This is a genomic window from Orenia marismortui DSM 5156 (assembly GCF_000379025.1).
GTDB classification, from domain to species: Bacteria; Bacillota; Halanaerobiia; order Halobacteroidales; family Halobacteroidaceae; genus Orenia; species Orenia marismortui.
The window spans coordinates 354,581-373,552 of record NZ_KB900618.1 but is presented as its reverse complement, the minus strand read 5'-3'; the positions used below and the strand labels follow the sequence as shown (position 1 = coordinate 373,552).

The window sequence follows — 18,972 nt, the reverse complement described above, 5'->3', positions numbered from 1 at the left end:
CATTATTTTTATTTTTATCTTTAATATAGGATTAATAAAGGAGATGATTTTAGTTTTTAGTAAGAAAGAGGATAGGAGGTTTATTATGAAATCTTATCAATATCAGCATAGGGTACAGTATTATGAAACTGATCAAATGGGAATAGTTCATCATTCTAATTATATCAAATGGTTTGAATCAGCAAGAAACGAGTATTTACGAAAGCAAGGTATTAGTTGTCAAGAATTAGAGGAACTTGGGGTTTTATTACCAGTTATAGATGTTAATTGTTCTTATAGGCAAAGGACTTATTATGATGACTTAGTTCTTATTAAGGTTTTTATTAAAGAATTAAGGAGAGTTACAATTACTTTTGCTTATGAAATTAAAAAAGGTGAAGAATTATTAGTGGCAGGAAGTACTAAACAGTCTTTTGTTAATAAAGATTTTAAACCTTTTTCTTTACAGCGAGAAAAGCCACAAATTTGGAAAATGATATCTAATGAATAAAATGAGGAGGGTTATTAAAAATGATATCTTTGAAAATCAGAAAATTAGGAGATCCAGTTTTAAGAACTGAAGCTAAAGAGATAATAGAGGTTAACGGCAAGATTAGAGATTTATTATATAGAATGGCAAAAAATGTATCAAGCAGATGGAGTAGGATTAGCTGCTCCTCAGGTGGGAATTAGTAAGCAAATAGTTGTTATTGATATTGGGCAAGGAATAATTGAATTAATCAATCCTAAAATTATTGAGAAATCAAAGAAGACTTTTATAGATCAAGAAGGTTGTTTAAGTATCCCTAATCAAACCGGAAAAGTAGAGAGAAATTATAAAGTTAAGGTAAGAGCTTTAAATAGGTTTGGAGAAAAAATTGAATTAGAAGGTAAAGGCTTGTTATCCCGAGCTTTTCAACATGAGATTGATCATCTTAAAGGGGTTTTATTTATTGATAGAGTAATTTAAATTTTGAGAGGAGTAAATTATGGAGTTAAGATTGGATTGCTTACCTTGTATTTTTAGACAAACCTTAGAAGGAAGTAGAATGGCAACAGAAGATGAAGCTCTAATTAGAGAAATTTTGAATGAATATGCCCAACTAATACCTAAGCTTGATTCTAAGGAGAAAGCACCTGCTATTGTGGGGAAGGTACATCAGATTATTAAGGAGAAGACTGGGGTAGCTGATCCATATCAGAAATTTAAAGAAGAACATATGAAACTAGCTTTAAACTTATATCCTAAAGTAAAGAAAATAATTAAAGATGCTACAGATTCTTTGCAAGGAGCTTTAATTATGGCTGCTACAGGTAATTCTATTGATGCTGGGCTTTTTTCTAAGGTTAATATCAAAGATCAGATTGAAGATGCCTTAGAAAATGGATTTGTTCAAAGTGATTTTGAATTATTCAAAGAAAAATTAAAGTCTGAGGCTAAGGTCTTAATTATTGGCGATAATGCTGGGGAAGCTATCTTTGATAAATTATTAATAAAGGAGTTAAATAAGTTTGGGGTTGAGATTACTTATGCTACTCGAGAAGTACCTGTTTTAAATGATGTAAGCATTAAAGAAGCCAAAGAGATTGGTCTTGATCAGATAAGTAAATTAATATCTAGTGGTTGTAAAACACCAGGTACAATACTTAATAATACTACTCAAGAATTTAGGTTAGCTTATCAACAAGCAGATATAATAATTAGTAAAGGTCAAGGAAATTTAGAAGGATTATCATCAGTTTCAGCACCTATCTTCTTCTTATTAAAAGCAAAATGTAATTTGGTTGCTCGAATACTAGATGTTAATGAAGGGGATTTAGTATTTAGATTTAAAAAGCAAAAGGAGCGATTAGATTGAGTTCAGAGAGTATCAAGGTTAAGATTTTAGTAGAGAATAGGGTAGCAAAAGAGAATTTATTAGCTGAACACGGACTTTCCTTTTTAATTAGTTATCAAGGGAAAAATTATTTATTTGATACAGGTCAAGGTTTAGCTTTAATGCATAACATCAAGGCTTTAGGTATTGAAGTTTCTGATATAGATGGGGTTATATTAAGTCATGGTCATTATGATCATGGAAATGGATTAAAAGATATTTTAACTTTAAATCCTGAACTTGAAGTTTATGCTCATCCAGAATCATTTAGGGTTAAATACTCCAAAAAGGGAGATGATTTAGTCTTACGAGGTTTAAATATAAACAGAGAAGAGATTAAAAATTTTAATTCTATTGAAGAGGCTACAGAGATTGTTGAAGGATTATGGTTAACTGGTGAGATTAAAAGAAGAAATAATAGAGAAATAATTTCTAAAAGTTTTAGAAAAGAGTTCTTAGGAAAGGTTGAACAGGATGACTTTAGTGATGAGCAGGCAGTATTTATTGAAACTGATCGGGGTTTAGTAGTTTTATTAGCTTGTACCCATGCTGGAGTAATTAATACTTTAGAGCAGATTAAAAGAGTTACTAATGGTCAAAAGATTCATGCTATTCTTGGTGGGATGCATTTAATTAATGTTAGTCAAAAGCGAATTAATGAGATTGTTGACTATTTAGATCACTTAGATTTTGAATTGATTGTACCTTTACATTGTACTGGATTTAAAGCTATGAAGGCAATGACTGAGAAGTTTAGGGATAAAGTGAAAGTAGGACAAGTTGGGAAAGAATTTATCTTTTAATATATTGGAGGAGAAATAATGAAAAAAGAGTTAGAAACTTTGAAGAATTGTATACAGCCTAGACCTAATTTAATAGTATCTTGTCGTGATCAAAAAGGAAAAGATAATGCTTTAGCTGTAGCATATGCAGGTAATTGTAGTTATGATCCACCAATGCTTATGGTGGGGATTGTTCCTTCCCGTTACTCTTATAGTATAGTTAAGGAAACAGGAGTTTTTGTAGTTAATTTGGTTCCCAAAGAGTTAGAAAAAGAATATTATTATCTAGGTAGTCATAGTGGTAGAGATGAGAATAAAATTAAAAATTTGAATTTAGAAGTGAAAGATGGAATAGAGGTTAATGTTCCACTTTTAGTTGATTTTCCTGTTAATATTGAATGTAGAGTAGTAGATTCTATCTTGACTGGATCTCATGAAATGTTTATTGGCAAAGTGGAGAGGGTTCATGTAGCTGAAGAATTGTTTGATGATGAAAGGAAAGTAGATTTGTCTAAAATTAAATTGTTATAATAGTATTTAAAGGTGAAGATAGATCTGTTAATTTAAAGTGAAACTTAAGATAGATATTGCGACAGTTTCGGCGCTAGGAGATAGGCGATAGGTATTAGGAAAAACTAACGCCCAACCCCTATGACCTATCACCTAAAAGTATCGCAATATACCCATATAGCATCAGATTTAAATTTATAGTTGAATTTCATGACACTGGAATTAGCAAGCTTCTCTATTCAAGTAGAGAAGTTTTAATTTTATCTGAGTATATTGGAGAAGGAGATTTATTTAATGAAAAATAATAAAGTTGAAAGGTTTTATTTAAGAGAGGTTATTACGGTTGCTTTGCTTCATTTATTACATGATATATTTGGGTCATTTTTATCACCAGTATTACCTTTACTGATAGATCGCTTTGATTTGAGTTATTTTCAAGTTAGCTTACTAAATATTATTAGGAAGTTACCTTCTATATTTAGTTTAGTTATTGCTTCATTTATTAATAACATTGATAGAAGATATATAAATTATCTTATTATAGTAGCTCCTATGACTATGATTATTTTAATGAGTTTATTAGGTGTACTTTCTTCATATATGATGTTATTATTTTTACTTTTTATTACTGGCATTACTTCAGCAATCTTTCACATTTTTACTCCACCAATAATTAAAGAGTTGAGTGGAGATAAAGTAGGTAGGGGCATAAGTATTTATCAATTAGGAGGAGAGGCTGCTCGTTCTTTGGGACCTTTAGTAATACTAAGTGTTATATCAGTTTGGGGATTAGAGGGAAGTTATAGGTTAATTTCTGTAGGATTAGTTTGTGCTTTGTTTTTTTATAGCAAGATTAAAAATATTAAGCTAGATAATATATTCAACAAAGAAGAAGGGGAAGAAGATAAATCATCATTATTTTCACTTATAGAAGGGCATTTTTCTTTTATCCTAAAGATAGGCATTATCAGGTTTTTTTGGAGTTTAATTAAGATATCCTTAACATTGTTTTTACCTACTTATTTAAAGGCTACTAAAGGGGTATCCTTGTGGTTAGCAGGTGGGGCATTAACTATTGTACAAATCTCTGGAGCAATAGGTACTTATCTAGGGGGATCAATATCTGATAAAATTGGACGTTCGAAGATGATTTTGATTTCTTTAATCTGTACTTCAATTGCTATGTTAGGGTTTACTTTATCATCTGGAATATATCTCTTTATATTTCTTGTTATTTTGGGATTCTTTATTTATTCAATTAATCCTGTAATACTTACATTAGTTCAAGAGGCCGACTCAAAACCGATAGTAATTATCAATGGATTTTATAAGACAATTAGTTTTATAAGTACAGCTTTAGCTACTTTAATTATTGGACAAGGGGCTGATTTATATGGACTGAATACAATGTATAGAATTATGCCCTTATTATTATTAATTTCTATACCTGTGATTTTAAAGTTAGCAAATAAAAAATAGAAATTATTAAAAAACATAGTTTTGTTATTGACATATGTTCATAAAAAGAATATAATATAAGTGTAATGAGCATATGTTCAAAAATAAAAAAGGAGTTGATGTAAATGCCTAGAGGAGATGGAAGCGGTCCTGAAGGTTTAGGATCAATGACTGGTAGAGGTCTTGGTTATTGTGTTGGTTATGATCGTCATGGGTGTGCTAATCAGGGATTCTTAGGTAGAAATAGAGCTTATGGTTTTAGAGGAGGTAGATCTACAAGATTTGGTAGAGGATATCCTGAAGGTAGAAGAATGAGAGTAGTTAGAGGAGAAGATGAGATTAATTATTTAGAAGCAGAAGCAAAAGCTTTAAAGGAAGAATTAAAAATTATTGAAGATAATCTTAAAAGTTTAAAGGAAGATTAATCAAAAAAGGGCTATCTTTTATGATAGCCCTTTTTAATATATTTTTTACACTGGGCTTGATATTATATATAATAAGATTGATAGAATTAAATTTTATCTTTATTTAAAGTATATTATTCTAAACGTTGAGGTGATAAATATGGTTAGACCAACTAAAGAAAGAAGAGTAGAATATATCCCAAAAATTAACTTTTTTAAACCAGCTGGTGTTCCTAAAAGGGACTTGATTAAAGTTACTTTAACTATTGAAGAGGTGGAAGCAATTCGCTTAAAAGATTTAGAAGGACTAAATCAAAGTGAAGCTGCAGAAAGAATGGAGGTTTCTCGTCCTACCTTTCAGCGTGTTTTAACTACAGCTCGTTCTAAAGTAGCTGAGGCTTTAATTGAAGGAAAAGCTATCAAATTTGAAGGTGGAGATTATCGTTTAGCCAAATATAGTTGTGGTAAATGTGGGAAGAAGTTCTCGCCAGGTCATAGAAGAAGGAAGAGATTAAGTCAGGAAGAATGTCCCGATTGTAGAGAATAAGAATCAAGAATTAAGTTTTAGTATAGATTAATATAATTTATCAACTAATTTCTGTGATAAAAGTCACAGAAATTAGTTGATAAGAGTGATATTATTTAAAGCGAAGTGAATGATCGTTCATTCATTCTGCTTTGATTGGTAATAACAGACTTAAATATAGATATCTATATTTAAGTCTGTTATTATAGGAGAAATATCACAATAAATTTAACTACTGGCTATTGGCTATTAGCTGCTGCTTAAAGCTTATAAAAATAATACTAACAGCTAGAGGCTAAAAGCTAGTAGCTGGCGGCCAAAATCTTGCACTATACTCATTAAGTTTCATTTTAGAATTGGAGATCTATTATTAGATAATACTTAAATTGAGGTGATAAGAATGAATAAAAGAGAATTAATTAGAAGAACTGCTATTGAAATTATTGCAGAAGAAGGCTATTACAATACTAAAGTACAAATAATTGCTGAGCAAGCAGAGATAGCTGTAGGTACTGTATATAATTATTTTTCTAATAAAGAGGAGATATTAAATTATATTTTTAAAGTTGAATTTGATAAAAGGTTGGATATTTTAAAGAGATTAAAAGTTGAAGCCATTTCTTTTAAAGAGAAATTAAATCTTTTTTTAGAAGAACATTTTCAAGAATTAGAGACTAATCCTGCTACAACTTCAGTTTTGGTTCAGGAAAGTCAACTGCCCAGGAAGCATAGCTTAAAAGCAGTTGATGACTTTATCAATGAGCTACCAGAATTATTGGCTGAAATGATTGAAAGTGCTAAAAAGAAGAAAGAGATTAGAGATGTAAATTCTAGTTTGATAGCAAATGCAATCTTCTATACTATTCGAGGTATGGCTAGCAAGGTTGTACTTAATGAAAACTATAATTTTGATCAAACAAAAGAGGAATTAATGAATTTACTATGGTGTGGAGTTAAAAATTAATAAGGTGGTGTTAAAATGTTATATCAAATATCTATCTTTATAATAGCTATCTTGTTTTTGCTTGATAGAGATAAGACCATTAAGGGGTTGAAGTTGGGTTTCAAAAAATTAACAAAGAATTTGGCAGTTTTTTTAAATATGATAATCTTGGTAGCTATCTCGCTTTATTTTATTTCTGATGAATTAATTATTAATTATTTAGGAAATGGTAATTATTTATTGAGTTTAGTCTTTGCTATTTTAGTGGGTAGTATATCTTTTATGCCAGGGTTTATAGCTTTCCCTTTGGCAGGGGTTTTATTGGATAAAGGGGTCAGTTATACAGTTTTGGCTTCTTTTACAACTACAATGATGATGGTAGGAATTTTAACTTATCCAATTGAAAAGGAGTTTTTTGGTCATAAGGTAGCAATTACTAGAAATTTAGTTGGTCTGGTAATAGCTTTGATTGTTTCAGCAATAGTAGCTATGGTATATGGAGAGGTGAAGTTAATATGAAGGTAATTAAGAAATATTGGCTACTAATATTATTTAGTATTTTTATTCTATTTAGTTTTAAATTTAATTATAATACAGGTATAGAAATTTATAATAATTTTGCTGATTTTGCCTTAACAATGATTAAATTTGTCCCTCTAGTATTTTTATTAATAGGATTGTTTGAAGTATGGGTTGATAGAGAAACTATTGAACGACATTTAGGTCAAGAGTCAGGGGTTTTGGCTTTTATTTGGGCAATTTTATTGTCAGGTACTGCTGTCGGCGGATTATATGTAGCTTTTCCAGTTGCTTATAGTCTATATAATAAAGGGGCTAGGTTAGCAATAATCTTTACTTATTTAGGTGCAGCAGCTGTTGCAAGAGTGCCTATGACCTTATTTGAAATTTCTTTTTTAGGCCTTAAATTTTCTATGATTAGACTGATAGTATCTATTCCTTTGATAATTATTAGTAGTATTGGATTGGAAAGATATTTAAATGATAAGAATTATGAGATTCAAGCTGGAGCAAACTAGTTATTGGCTAATAGCTAGTAGCTACTAGCTGTTAGCTAATATACTATGTATTATGAGATTAAAGCAGATGTTGAGGAAGATAAATTAGAAGAGGCTTTAAAAGAGTCTCATCGTAGATGTTTTGTGATGAATACCTTAAATCCTGATATCGAGATTGAGACTACTTTTGAGATAAATAACTAATGATTAACAACAAATTAAGGAGGAGATTGTAATGGAAATTATTAAGATGGATCAGGTTGAAGGAAGTAAGAATAAAAGAGGTGTAGTAGCTAAGAAGTTACTAAAGCATGATAATGCTCAAATAATGAATTTGGTGTTAAGTCCTGGAGATGTAGTTCCAGAACATTCTGTGCCAGTTGATGTATTTTTCTATATTGTAGAAGGAAAGGGTACATTACAGATTGGTGATGAAGAGTCAGTAGTTGAAGCTAAAGATATTATTATCTGTCCACCAAATACTAAGATGTCTCTTAAAGCCGATCAAGAAGAAGAATTTGTTGTATTGAATGTTAAGACTCCAAGCCTTTAAAACTTAATTTTTTTAGCAAGGGAGAGCTTTAAGCAATCCCTTTGTTATTGCAGAAAAAATATTTAATTATATAATGATATACTTTAGTAATAAGTGATGAGTAACGAGTAAATAAAGTAACTTGTCATTTCTTAATATTGCAGTGGTATTGTATATTCAAGCGCAATGGAAGTAATTGATTATTACTGCTAGCTAGACTTAGTGTAAAATAAGTGTAGGTAAATTTAATCAAAAAATTAGAAAAAGGGACTCCTCTTTTGATAAAGTGTTAAGTAACCCAAACCAAACACAAAAAGGAGGAGTCCCTATGGATACAATTATACAGCAGTTTGGAGAAAAAATTAAGGATAATTCAGAAGAATTTTTAAAAAAATATTCTATTGAGTGATAAAGAAGATATTTCAGACTTTATAAATACTCTAAGAAAAGACTTTGATGAATTAGGTAAAGAATTGTGTAAGTATATTATAGAAGTAATAGATGAAGTAATTAAGGAAAGTCCTGAGCGTAAAAAGAATTGGAAGATAGTAAGAAAAAAGAAGAGAAAATTGATAACAGAGTTTGGTGAAGTTGAATTTGAGAGAAGGTATTATAAATCTAAGTTCAATAAAGAGTATGAACATTTAGCAGATAAAAAATTAGGTATAGATAAGTATCAAAGGATAGATACTGGCTTAGAAGCAAAGATAGTAGATTTATCAATTGATAAATCTTACGCCAAAGTAGGAGAGGAAGTAGTGAATAATTTAACTATAACAGGTCAAACAGTTATGAATAAAATAAGAAAATTAGGTAAAATAGAAAACGATAAATTAAGTAATCCGAAAGCAAAAAGAAAGATTGATTATTTATATATAGAAGCTGATGAAGACCATGTTTCTTTGCAAAACGGGAAGAATGCTGTACCAAGATTAGTTTATGTTCATGAAGGAATTATTAAAGAAAATGGTAGAAATAAGTTAAAGAACAGTTATTCCTTTTCAGGTATGTATAACAAGTCGGAAGACTTGTGGCTAGAAATTATGGACTATATAGAGGATAATTACGACTTTGATAGCATAAAGCAGATTTATATTGCAGGAGATGGGGCACTTTGGATTAAAGAGGGTTTAAAGTGGTTGCCTAAAAGTAAGCAGATACTAGATAGATATCATTTAAATAAGTATGTTTTAAAGGCTACAGGACATGCCCAAAAGCTTAGATTTGATCTTTGGCAAGGAATAAATAATTTAGATAAAGTACAGATAAAAGAGATATTTAGTGAATTGATATCTCAAGCTGAAAAGGAATCTAAGAAGAAAGCGATAAGACAAAGTAGAAGCTATATTTATAATAACTGGGCTGGAATAGTAAACTATTATAAAGATGAAAATGCTATTGGTTGTAGTGCTGAAGGTCATGTTAGTCATATATTATCAGATAGATTAAGTTCAAGACCAATGGGTTGGTCTGAAGTAGGAGTAGATCAGATGGCAAGATTAAGGTCTTTTAAATTTAATGGAGGAACAGAATACGAATTAAAAGAAATTATTCTAGAGAAAGCAAGAAAAGAGCAAAAAGAAGAAAAAATAGTGGAAATAGAATCAAAAGTAGTGAAAAATAATTTGAAAAAGAAATTTGCTGAACCAAGCAATAATATCCCAAGTATAAATAAAGGAGTAAGAACTAGACTGTTTAAAGCAGTAAAGTCATTGCTTTAATTATCAAAAGAGGAGTTTTAAACTTTTACCTACAGAAACTTGACACTATCCTAGCTAGATAATAAGTTTAAAATGCTTGATGGCTATGGTATAATTAATTTAGAATAGTTACTAATAAGTAGTTGAGTAATTATTCTAGATTATTTAAAGCAAGGAGTAGATAAAGTATGATAAATAAAAGAAAGTTTTTTAAAATACTTATATTATTTATATTGCTTACTCTTGTTGGTTTAGAAGTTTATATTATTAGAGAGCATCAAAGTGAAAATAATTTTACAGAAGGAAGTATTTCTGCTAGTGGTAGCAATAATGAATTTAAGAGTATATCTTATAAAAGCTATAAGGACTGGGAGAAGATATTTTTAGAATATGATTATGATTTAAATAAAGATATTATCGATGTTCCACAGATAGCAGTAAAAAAGTTTCCTGAAGATATTAATCAGATTAGAGATGCTAAAAAGCGAAAAGAGTTATTTTTAAGTATTATGTTAATTGGAGCATATCATGCTAATCAAGAGATATTAAAGGATAGAGCTAAATTGAATTCTTTGGTCAAACAGTATAATATTGATCGCAAATTGCAAAAAGAAGATAATCAATGGCTAAATCTGATGATTGATAAGTATAATGTAGAGGCCAATTCGGTGAAAGATGAATTAGATGAATTGCTTTATAAAGTAGATATTATTCCTTTATCCCTCGTGTTATCACAAGCAGCTTGTGAATCTGGCTGGGGAACATCTCGTTTTACAAAGGTGGCCAATAATATTTTTGGTGAGTGGACTTTTAGTGAAAATGTTGCGGGAGTAGTTCCTAAAGCAAGACCGGCAAATGCTACTTATAAGATTAGAAAATTTGATACTATTGAAGAAGCGATTGCTAGCTATCTAAATAATTTAAATAGTCATTATGCTTATGAGAAACTATGGGATATTAGATCTACTTTAAGAAATAATAATCAGAATTTAGATAGCCTAAAGTTAGCAGCAGGATTGATTAATTATTCTGAGCGTAGAGAGGATTATGTTGAACAGGTTAAGGATATTATTGAATATAATAATTTAAAGAAAATAGATAAATTATTAAAAATCAAATAGAAAAAAGAAAAGATGTGTAGAAAAAACTACACATCTTTTTAGTATTAAAGGGCTATATTTTTATTCTTGAAACTCTATATTATAATTTTCAACTTCAACTGGATTACAACTAATAGAAGTAGCAAAAGAATATGTTTTATTAGGTTTTAGTTCTTTCATTGTAGTATATCCAGTTCCAATTAGATTATTATTAGAATCATATAAGGTTATTTTAAATTTAGCGTGGTCTAAATATTTACCAGAGTAATTAGTTATTTTTCCCTTAACTCTAGTATAGCCAAAAGATCTAGTTAGTGTAACATTTCCATAGATAAAGCTACTATTAGTTACTTTAGTATCTTTCTTCTTATTTTTACTATCTTTATTTGCTTTATTCTTATTCTTTTCTTTAACTAAATTTTCTTTTTTTGGAGGTCTATTATCTGTAATTGAATCCTTTAAGACCCATCCTTCTAGCTGTATTTTACTCCAATTCCCCTTAGATTCTAGTATTTTAACTTTAGTTCCTTTAGCTAATTCTGTTATAGTTTGCCCTTGGGGTTTAGTCATAAGTTTAGTTTTATCAAATTTGATGACTAAGAAACTTTGAGCAAAGGCAGTAACACTAGCTACTAACAAACATAAAAATAAATAAATCAGATATTTTTTTCTCATAATCTCTCCTCCTAAAAAATAATAAGTGTCTAAAAAATAATATTCTATTTATAATATCATTTCATTTTTATTTTCTAATTTCCTGTTTTAATTAATAAATATTTTAGTAGAAGAAGATATTATTAGTTGAGAAATTATAATTTTATTGTTAAGATAAAATAAGAATTTAGTCCAATAGTCATATTGTATTTAGTATCAATTTATGCTAAACTAATGCTAATGATATTTTTTGCTTGATCCAATATATTTCATAAGAGTTTAGATCTAAGGTAGATTATAATAATTCACTAATAAGTTGAAATTAATAAGTAATCAATAAGGAACTATAAATTATGATTGTAGATTAGGCTTGTTATTCTATGCTAGAATAGAAGATAGTTACGTAATTTTTAGCTATAAAAGAGGAGATTAATCAAATATAATGAATTATTAACAATAAATTTTATTAAATAAAAGTTATGAATTAAGATAGTTTTAGATATTCTTTAGATGAGTATATTTAATAAAGAAGAAGTAGTAGAGAAGGAGATGTTAAAATGAGAGAAGATATTTTAGAGTTATTACAATCTAATAGTAAGCTAGCTCCAGAAAAGATGGCTACTATGCTTGATATGGATGTTAATGAGTTAAAAAAGGAAATTGTTCAATTAGAAAAAGAGAATATTATTGTTAAGTACTCTACTCTAATTGATTGGGATAAGACAGATAAAGAGCTTGTATCTGCCTTAATAGATGTTAAAGTTACACCAGAAAGGGATTTTGGCTTTGATTCAGTAGCTAAAAGAATCTATAAATTTCCTGAAGTAAGTTCAGTTTATTTAATGTCAGGTGGTTATGATTTATCTGTTAAAGTTGAAGGTAGAACAATGAAAGAAGTGGCTTTATTTGTAGCTGAAAAATTAGCAACTATTGACCATGTACAGAGTACTGGTACTCATTTTATGTTAAAGACTTATAAGAAGGATGGGGTAATCTTTAAAGAGGGGAGTAAAGCATCAGAAAGGTTAGTGGTATCACCATGAATTGGTCTGAGATAATATCACCAAAAGTAAAATCAATTCCGCCTTCAGGGATTAGAAAGTTCTTCGATTTAGCATCAGGTGTAGAGGATGTGATCTCTTTAGGGGTAGGGGAACCCGATTTTGTTACACCATGGCATATTAGAGAAGCTGCTTTTTATTCATTAGAGCAGGGAGATACTATGTATACTTCCAATTATGGTTTGCTACAGCTTAGAAGGGAGATAGCTAACTTATTAAGTAAAGATTATCATTTGAATTATAATCCAGATAATGAGATTTTAGTAACTGTTGGTGTTAGTGAAGCCTTAGATTTAGCTTTGCGGACTTTATTGAAGGATGGTGAAGAGGTGTTATTACCTGAACCTTCCTATGTTTCATATGAACCATCTACTCTTTTAGCAGGAGGTAAGGTGGTTAGAATACCTACCAAAGAAGAAGATAACTTTAAGTTAAGAGCAGAAGATGTGAAAAAGGCAATTACTGCTAAGACTAAGGTTTTAGTCTTATGTTATCCAAATAATCCAACTGGTGCTACTATGGATAAAGATGATTTATTAGAGATTGCTGAAGTTGTAAAGAAAAATGATCTAATTGTATTGTCAGATGAGATTTATAGCAGATTAACTTATGAAGGAGAACATACTAGTTTTGCCACTTTGCCTGGAATGAAAGAGAGAACGATTGTATTTAATGGATTTTCTAAAGCCTATGCGATGACTGGTTGGAGAGTTGGCTATGCAGCAGCTCCAGAACCTGTAATTAAAGCAATGATGAAGATTCATCAATATTCAATGTTATGTGCTCCAATTGTAAGTCAAAAGGCTGCCTTAGAAGCTTTACGCAATGGTGAAGTTGAAGTAGAGAAGATGGTTAAGTCATATAACCAGAGAAGAAGGGTGATTGTTAAAGGGTTTAATGATTTAGGTTTAAAATGTTTTAAGCCTAAAGGATCTTTTTATGTCTTTCCATCGATTAAAAGTACTGGCTTAAGTTCAGAAGAATTTGCAGAAAGGTTGTTAAAAGAAGAAGGGGTTGTAGTAATCCCAGGGAATGTTTTTGGAATCAGTGGAGAAGGATTTATTCGTTGTTCTTATGCCTCTTCATTAGATAATATCTATGAAGCGTTAACTAGAATAGAGAGATTTGTAAATAAATTATAAAAAAGGTTGGGGAATCCCCCAACTTTTTTATTCATTTATTCTGTTGATTACTACTCCGATTAATCCTGGACCTGTATGAACTACCATAGAAGGTCCAATCTGTCCAAAGAAACTATCTTTAACATTGTCTAAATTCTTTACTTTATCAAGTAGTTCTTTTGCTTCTTCATAAGCTGCTCCATGTACTACATCAACAGTACTTATTCCTTCTTTAACTTTTTCTTTAATTAATTTATATAATGTATTAATAGATCTTTTACGACCACGAGTCTTTTTAAAGTTATAGTATTCTCCTTCTTTGTCTATAGAGATAATTGGTTTGATGTTTAGAAACTCTCCAATAGTTCCTGATACCTTACCAATTCTTCCTCCTTCAATTAAATATTTTAAGCTTTTAACTACAAAGAAGACATCTACATTTTCCATCTTATCCTTTACTTGAGAGATTATATTTTTAAAATTTAATCCTTGTTCAATCAATTCTGCAGCATATAGTACTAATCTACCCAATCCCATAGATAATGCTTTAGAATCTATTACTTCGACAGTAATATCATCAATCTGTTTGCTTATCATATTTACCATGTTATAAGTTCCACTTAAACCACTAGAGATATGAATAGCAATTACATGTGTAAAACCCTGAGCTTTTAGTTCTAGGAGCTTTTCTTTTGTATCGTGAGGAGTTGGCATTGAGGTAGTAGGTATTTCTTCATCGAATTTCTTATAGACTTCCTCAGGTTGAATATCTATTCTATCATTATATTGTTTGTCACTATAAATTATTTTGAGGGGAAGACTGTGGATGTTTTTTTCTTTTAATAGTTCTGTAGGAATATCAGATGTGCTATCAGTTAATAATGCTATTTTTTGAGTCATTTAATTTATTCACCTTCTTTAAAATAATTTATTTTTATTATTTGATTATATCATAGATTTAGTATGCTTACAATCTGCATGTTTTATTTTGTAAAAAAAATAAAATGTTGGATTTGAGTTCAGGTGTCCAAGTCTAAAGTGAAATTCAATGAATATGCTGCGACAATTTTGGTGTTAGGAAGTAGGGTTTAACGAGCTCCTAGAACCTATATCCTAACTCCAATTAATTAAATTATAAGTTGAATAGTTGATAACTGAACTTCAATTAGATATGATATATAATGGATATAATGTAGAAGATAGGTGATAAGTATGAAGCTATGGAAATTAAATGAGGATGAATATTGTATTAAGGAAAGATTGGGTAAAAAAGTTTTTAGAACTTTGTTAAGTATAGAAGGGGTGAAATATAATAAAAAGACTTGGAGAATAGAGTTTAGTGAGGATGTCTTATCTAGAGTAGAAGAGGTTTTTCAAGATATAGAGATTATAAAAGGAGAAGGTTTATTAAATAGATTGTATAGAATTAGTAAATTTAAACCTCGTAGAGGATTGATGAAATATGCAGTAATGTTACATGAAGCAAAAGATTATATATATATGATCTTAACAGATAAAGCCTTTGAATTATTGGAAGAGTATGAAGGTGTTATAGTAGCTTATGATCCTAAAATCAAAAGCTATGCAGAAGAGATTATCTACTTCAATAATAGCAATAAATTTAGTCAATATAAAGATAAAAAGAAGGAGTTTAGTATTGAGGAAATTATTGAAGTTTTAAATAGTAAGCAGGGAAGTTTTTTAAATAGAGATCCAGATTCTGCTCCCTATTTATTCTTAGGAGATTTTTGTGATCTTGAATTATCGGAGGAGAAGAAGAACAAACTATTTAAGAAGGAGTTAGTTGCTAGAAATATAACTGCTTTTAATCTAGAGGCTTTATCTGAAGAACGTGGTATAGATAGAGAAATCTGGTTTCCTGTGTTTAGAGAGAAGGTAGAAAAGGAGATTAATAAACGTCAGAGTAAATTAAATAAGCTAATAGAGAAAGAAGGATTAAGAAAAATATTTACTGATCAAAAAGCTATTAAATTGGGAGTAGTAATTGAGCAATTAGCTAATAAGATAAATTATGAATTAGAAGATATTATTGATGATGACTGGGTAAGATATTATCAGCAGGAAAAAGAAAGAAGAATATATGGAGTTTAGTTATCTCTGAAATTTTATAAAAAACTTGGAATTTATAAGTGTTTTAAAGTGAATTCATTGAAAAAAAATAGATATAATGATATAATATATTGAAACTAAAATATATATTAAATAATTTATTAGCAATTGCTAATAAATTATTTTTATTACTTATGCAAACGTTAGCACAAATAAAATGGAGGCTAATAGTGTCTGAAATAAGAAAAGATTTATTAAGAGGAGAAGATGTTATTGTTGCAACTTCAAGGGGCAAACGCCCTAATGATTTTGATAACAATCAAAAATTTAACAGAGCTTGTCCATTTTGCAATGGGAATAAAGAAGATGACTCATTAGCAATTTTATCAATAGCTGATAGCGATAAGCAAAGTGAAAATCATTGGAAGATTAGAGTTGTACCTAATAAATTTCCTATATTAGACCGAGTTGGTGAATTTGTTGAACAGAGTCAAGTCTTTTTTGAAAAGATGAAGGGTTTAGGGGTTGCAGAAGTCGTTATAGAATCAAATAAACATCAAGGTAGTCTATCTAATTATTCTATAAATCATATTATTGATCTAATAAAAGTTTTAAAGCAAAGATATAATGATCTAGCTAGTGATAATGAATTAAAATATGTACAAATCTTTAAGAATTCTGGTGAAAAATCAGGAGCTTCTTTAGAACATCCACATTGGCAGATTATAGCTACGCCTATCATTCCATCAAAGATCAAGCAAGAATTAAAAAAAGTAGAGAGCTATTATACTGATCATCATAGCTGTATTTATTGTGATCTAATTGAATCTGAATTAGTAGTTAATAAAAGAATTATCAGTGAAGATGAAAATTTTGTATCTTTTATTCCTTATGCTGCTCATTTTGCTTATGAAACTTGGATTATTCCTAAAGATCATAGAAGCAGTTTTGCTAATATTAAGGATAATGAAATTCAAGCTCTGGCTCAAATATTAAGGAAGATAATGAGAAAATTTAAAAGATATTTTAATGATTTATCCTTTAATATTATCATTCATACAGTACCTTTTAACAAAGATAAAGAAGCTTTTTATCATTGGTATCTAAAAATTATACCTAGGCTTTCAATTTGCGGAGGCTTTGAATTGGGAACAGGTATGAGTGTTACTACTATATCACCAGAAGTAGCTGCTAAGAGATTAAGAGAGTTTAAAGTTGATTAGTTATATTTTAAATTATTTTTATATTATCTATCACTATAAAGTGAAATTTAAGATAGAAATTACGATAGTTTTGGAGTTAGGCGTTAGGAAATAGGAGGTAGGAAGATCTTACTAACCCCTAAGACCTAACTCCTATCACCTGAAAATTTTATAATATATTCATAGTATTTCATGTTGATTTTATTTTAAAATGGGATATTGATATTTATGTATATATGCTTAGCTTTTATATTGAAAATTAAGGAGGAGTTATGAAATGAAATTTAAAAGACAGAGTGGTTTATTCTTACATCCAACTTCTTTACCAGGAAAATATGGTATAGGATCTTTAGGAAATGAGGCTTATCAATTTATAGATTTTCTAGCTGAAGCTGGACAAAATTTATGGCAAATATGTCCTTTAGGACCGACAGGTTATGGAGATTCACCATATCAATGTTTTTCAGCTTTTGCAGGAAATCATATGTTAGTTAGCTTAGAAAGCTTAGTTGAAGATAAACTTTTAAGTCAAGAAGATTTAGATAATGATCTTGATTTTGATCAAGATAAAGTAGAATATGGTAAAGTAATTGATTTTAAGCTACCCTTACTAAAAAAAGCATTTAGCAGATTTAAAGCTAAGGCAGATAAGGGAGAGTATAATTCTTTTTGCGAAAATAATTCAGAGTGGTTAGAAGATTATGCATTATTTAGGGCTGTTAAATCTAGCTTTGATGAAAGACCATGGCATGAATGGGATGAAGATATTAAGCTAAGAAATAAAGAAGCTATGGATAGATATAAAGTAGAGTTATCTACAGATATAGAGTTTCAACAATTTATCCAATATATATTCTTTAAACAATGGACGAAAGTAAAAGAGTATGCCAATGATAAAGGAATTAAGATTATTGGGGATATTCCGATCTTTGTAGCTATGGATAGTGCAGATGCCTGGGCTAATCCAGAGGTATTCTTATTTGATGAAGATATGAAGCCTACTAAAGTAGCAGGAGTACCACCTGATTACTTTAGTGAAACTGGTCAATTATGGGGAAATCCACTTTATGATTGGGATAAATTAAAAGAGACTAACTATAGCTGGTGGGTTAAGAGAATAGAAGCTTTGTTGGAAGTTGCAGATATTGTTAGAATTGATCATTTTAGAGGATTTGCAGCTTATTGGGCTGTTCCTTATGGAGATAAGACTGCAATTAATGGGGAATGGAAGAAGGCTCCAGGTATGGAACTATTCAAGACTATTAAAGATGAACTTGGTGAGCTACCTATTATTGTTGAAGATTTAGGTACTATTACTAAGGATGTAGAAGAATTAAAAGAATGTTTTGATTTCCCAGGTATGGAAATCTTACAATTTGCTTTTGATGCTAATGAAGATAATAATCTACCTCCAAATGAGTTTACTACTGATAATTGTGTTGTTTATACAGGAACACATGATAACAATACAACTTTAGGTTGGTATAATGAGGATGCTACTGAGCAGGATAAAGCAGATTTGTGTCAATATTTAAATCAGCATCTTAGCCATAGACATGATGATATTTCTTGGGACTTGATGGAATTGGCTTGGAAATCTAGGGCTATAATATCTTTAGCTCCTTTACAAGATGTCTTTAGTTTGGATAGTGATGCAAGATTTAATACTCCGGGAGTATTGGGAGGTAACTGGGATTGGAAATATAGAGTAGAGATGTTAACAGAAAAGAGGGCAACTACACTTAAAGAGATGACAAAAAGGCATAATAGACTTTAAAATAATTATAATTCTCAGGTGTCACGAATATTCGTGACACCTTTTTAAATTTAAAAAGCTATGATCTTTATAGAAAAAAATTCTATAATTTGATATAATAACTAAAAGGCCTGTGGCTTTCGATTAAAATAGACAGAGTTTATAAATTTTGATGAGGGAAATTAATTAGATTTTTGATTATATTATTGGAAATTACTTATTTAAGGTGCTGATAAAATAGGATTATAAGATGTTATAATCTCTTTATTTTGCAAAATAAA

At 29.6% G+C, this 18,972-nt stretch carries 21 protein-coding genes and 1 pseudogene; 20 read left to right on the top strand and 2 right to left on the bottom strand.

Annotated elements, in window-relative coordinates; genetic code table 11:
• Nucleotides 1-85: 85 nt before the first annotated feature.
• The 15 genes and pseudogenes from OREMA_RS0107780 (at nt 86) to OREMA_RS18320 (ending at nt 10,848) form a co-directional block, all read left to right on the top strand.
• Entirely contained in the window at nt 86-490 is a 405-nt protein-coding gene (locus OREMA_RS0107780) for an acyl-CoA thioesterase (protein ID WP_018248706.1), read from the top strand.
• 20 nt (nt 491-510) lie between these two features.
• A pseudogene (def, locus tag OREMA_RS17395) lies at nt 511-949 on the top strand (peptide deformylase).
• 19 nt (nt 950-968) lie between these two features.
• On the top strand, nt 969-1,838 hold the full coding sequence (locus OREMA_RS0107770; RefSeq protein WP_018248703.1) for a damage-control phosphatase ARMT1 family protein: 870 nt from the start codon (nt 969-971) through the stop codon (nt 1,836-1,838).
• Nucleotides 1,835-2,659: an MBL fold metallo-hydrolase gene (locus OREMA_RS0107765; protein WP_018248702.1), complete on the top strand. Its 825-nt coding sequence runs from the start codon at nt 1,835-1,837 to the stop codon at nt 2,657-2,659. The genes OREMA_RS0107770 and OREMA_RS0107765 overlap by 4 nt, the downstream gene beginning before the upstream one ends.
• A gap of 18 nt (nt 2,660-2,677) precedes the next feature.
• Nucleotides 2,678-3,169 (top strand): flavin reductase family protein, encoded by a 492-nt coding sequence (locus OREMA_RS0107760; protein WP_018248701.1) that lies wholly within the window; start codon nt 2,678-2,680, stop codon nt 3,167-3,169.
• Nucleotides 3,170-3,442: 273 nt separating this feature from the next.
• Nucleotides 3,443-4,627: an MFS transporter gene (locus OREMA_RS0107755; RefSeq protein ID WP_018248700.1), complete on the top strand. Its 1,185-nt coding sequence runs from the start codon at nt 3,443-3,445 to the stop codon at nt 4,625-4,627.
• 104 nt (nt 4,628-4,731) lie between these two features.
• A complete protein-coding gene (locus OREMA_RS0107750) occupies nt 4,732-5,031 on the top strand; it encodes a DUF5320 domain-containing protein (protein ID WP_018248699.1) in 300 nt (99 codons plus the stop codon).
• Between the two features lie 139 nt (nt 5,032-5,170).
• Nucleotides 5,171-5,557, top strand: a complete 387-nt coding sequence (locus OREMA_RS0107745) for a DUF134 domain-containing protein (RefSeq protein ID WP_018248698.1) — start codon at nt 5,171-5,173, stop codon at nt 5,555-5,557.
• 379 nt (nt 5,558-5,936) lie between these two features.
• Entirely contained in the window at nt 5,937-6,500 is a 564-nt protein-coding gene (locus OREMA_RS0107740) for a TetR/AcrR family transcriptional regulator (protein WP_018248697.1), read from the top strand.
• A gap of 15 nt (nt 6,501-6,515) precedes the next feature.
• Nucleotides 6,516-6,998 (top strand): permease, encoded by a 483-nt coding sequence (locus OREMA_RS0107735; protein ID WP_018248696.1) that lies wholly within the window; start codon nt 6,516-6,518, stop codon nt 6,996-6,998.
• Entirely contained in the window at nt 6,995-7,516 is a 522-nt protein-coding gene (locus OREMA_RS0107730) for a permease (protein ID WP_018248695.1), read from the top strand. The genes OREMA_RS0107735 and OREMA_RS0107730 overlap by 4 nt, the downstream gene beginning before the upstream one ends.
• 45 nt (nt 7,517-7,561) lie before the next feature.
• Nucleotides 7,562-7,699 carry an OsmC family protein gene (locus OREMA_RS18655; protein WP_018248694.1) on the top strand — a complete coding sequence of 46 codons (138 nt, stop codon included), beginning with the start codon at nt 7,562-7,564 and terminating at the stop codon, nt 7,697-7,699.
• A 31-nt stretch (nt 7,700-7,730) separates the two neighbouring features.
• On the top strand, nt 7,731-8,048 hold the full coding sequence (locus OREMA_RS0107720) for a cupin domain-containing protein (RefSeq protein WP_018248693.1): 318 nt from the start codon (nt 7,731-7,733) through the stop codon (nt 8,046-8,048).
• Nucleotides 8,049-8,428: 380 nt separating this feature from the next.
• Nucleotides 8,429-9,748, top strand: a complete 1,320-nt coding sequence (locus tag OREMA_RS0107710) for an ISLre2 family transposase (protein WP_018248692.1) — start codon at nt 8,429-8,431, stop codon at nt 9,746-9,748.
• 167 nt (nt 9,749-9,915) lie between these two features.
• The gene (locus OREMA_RS18320; protein ID WP_018248691.1) at nt 9,916-10,848 is read left to right on the top strand and encodes a glucosaminidase domain-containing protein; all 933 of its coding nucleotides are present in this window, start codon (nt 9,916-9,918) and stop codon (nt 10,846-10,848) included.
• Between the two features lie 60 nt (nt 10,849-10,908).
• On the opposite strand, the gene OREMA_RS0107700 is transcribed toward OREMA_RS18320, so the two are convergent.
• The gene (locus OREMA_RS0107700) at nt 10,909-11,502 is read right to left on the bottom strand and encodes an FxLYD domain-containing protein (RefSeq protein ID WP_018248690.1); all 594 of its coding nucleotides are present in this window, start codon (nt 11,500-11,502) and stop codon (nt 10,909-10,911) included.
• Between the two features lie 536 nt (nt 11,503-12,038).
• Here OREMA_RS0107700 and OREMA_RS0107695 point away from each other — a divergent pair.
• Together OREMA_RS0107695 and OREMA_RS0107690 are read left to right on the top strand one after the other, a co-directional pair.
• Nucleotides 12,039-12,524, top strand: a complete 486-nt coding sequence (locus tag OREMA_RS0107695) for an Lrp/AsnC family transcriptional regulator (protein ID WP_018248689.1) — start codon at nt 12,039-12,041, stop codon at nt 12,522-12,524.
• On the top strand, nt 12,521-13,684 hold the full coding sequence (locus OREMA_RS0107690) for an aminotransferase class I/II-fold pyridoxal phosphate-dependent enzyme (RefSeq protein WP_018248688.1): 1,164 nt from the start codon (nt 12,521-12,523) through the stop codon (nt 13,682-13,684). The genes OREMA_RS0107695 and OREMA_RS0107690 overlap by 4 nt, the downstream gene beginning before the upstream one ends.
• 27 nt (nt 13,685-13,711) lie before the next feature.
• Here OREMA_RS0107690 and OREMA_RS0107685 read toward each other — a convergent pair whose 3' ends face one another.
• Complete coding sequence (locus OREMA_RS0107685; protein WP_018248687.1) at nt 13,712-14,563, bottom strand: DegV family protein; 852 nt, start codon at nt 14,561-14,563, stop codon at nt 13,712-13,714.
• Nucleotides 14,564-14,875: 312 nt separating this feature from the next.
• Here OREMA_RS0107685 and OREMA_RS0107680 point away from each other — a divergent pair, with 312 nt between their 5' ends.
• The 3 genes from OREMA_RS0107680 to malQ all read left to right on the top strand — a co-directional run bounded on the left by OREMA_RS0107680 (nt 14,876) and on the right by malQ (nt 18,712).
• Nucleotides 14,876-15,775 (top strand): hypothetical protein, encoded by a 900-nt coding sequence (locus OREMA_RS0107680; RefSeq protein WP_018248686.1) that lies wholly within the window; start codon nt 14,876-14,878, stop codon nt 15,773-15,775.
• A 188-nt stretch (nt 15,776-15,963) separates the two neighbouring features.
• The gene (galT, locus tag OREMA_RS0107675) at nt 15,964-16,956 is read left to right on the top strand and encodes a galactose-1-phosphate uridylyltransferase (protein ID WP_018248685.1); all 993 of its coding nucleotides are present in this window, start codon (nt 15,964-15,966) and stop codon (nt 16,954-16,956) included.
• Nucleotides 16,957-17,212: 256 nt separating this feature from the next.
• The gene (malQ, locus tag OREMA_RS0107670; protein WP_018248684.1) at nt 17,213-18,712 is read left to right on the top strand and encodes a 4-alpha-glucanotransferase; all 1,500 of its coding nucleotides are present in this window, start codon (nt 17,213-17,215) and stop codon (nt 18,710-18,712) included.
• Nucleotides 18,713-18,972 lie beyond the last annotated feature (260 nt).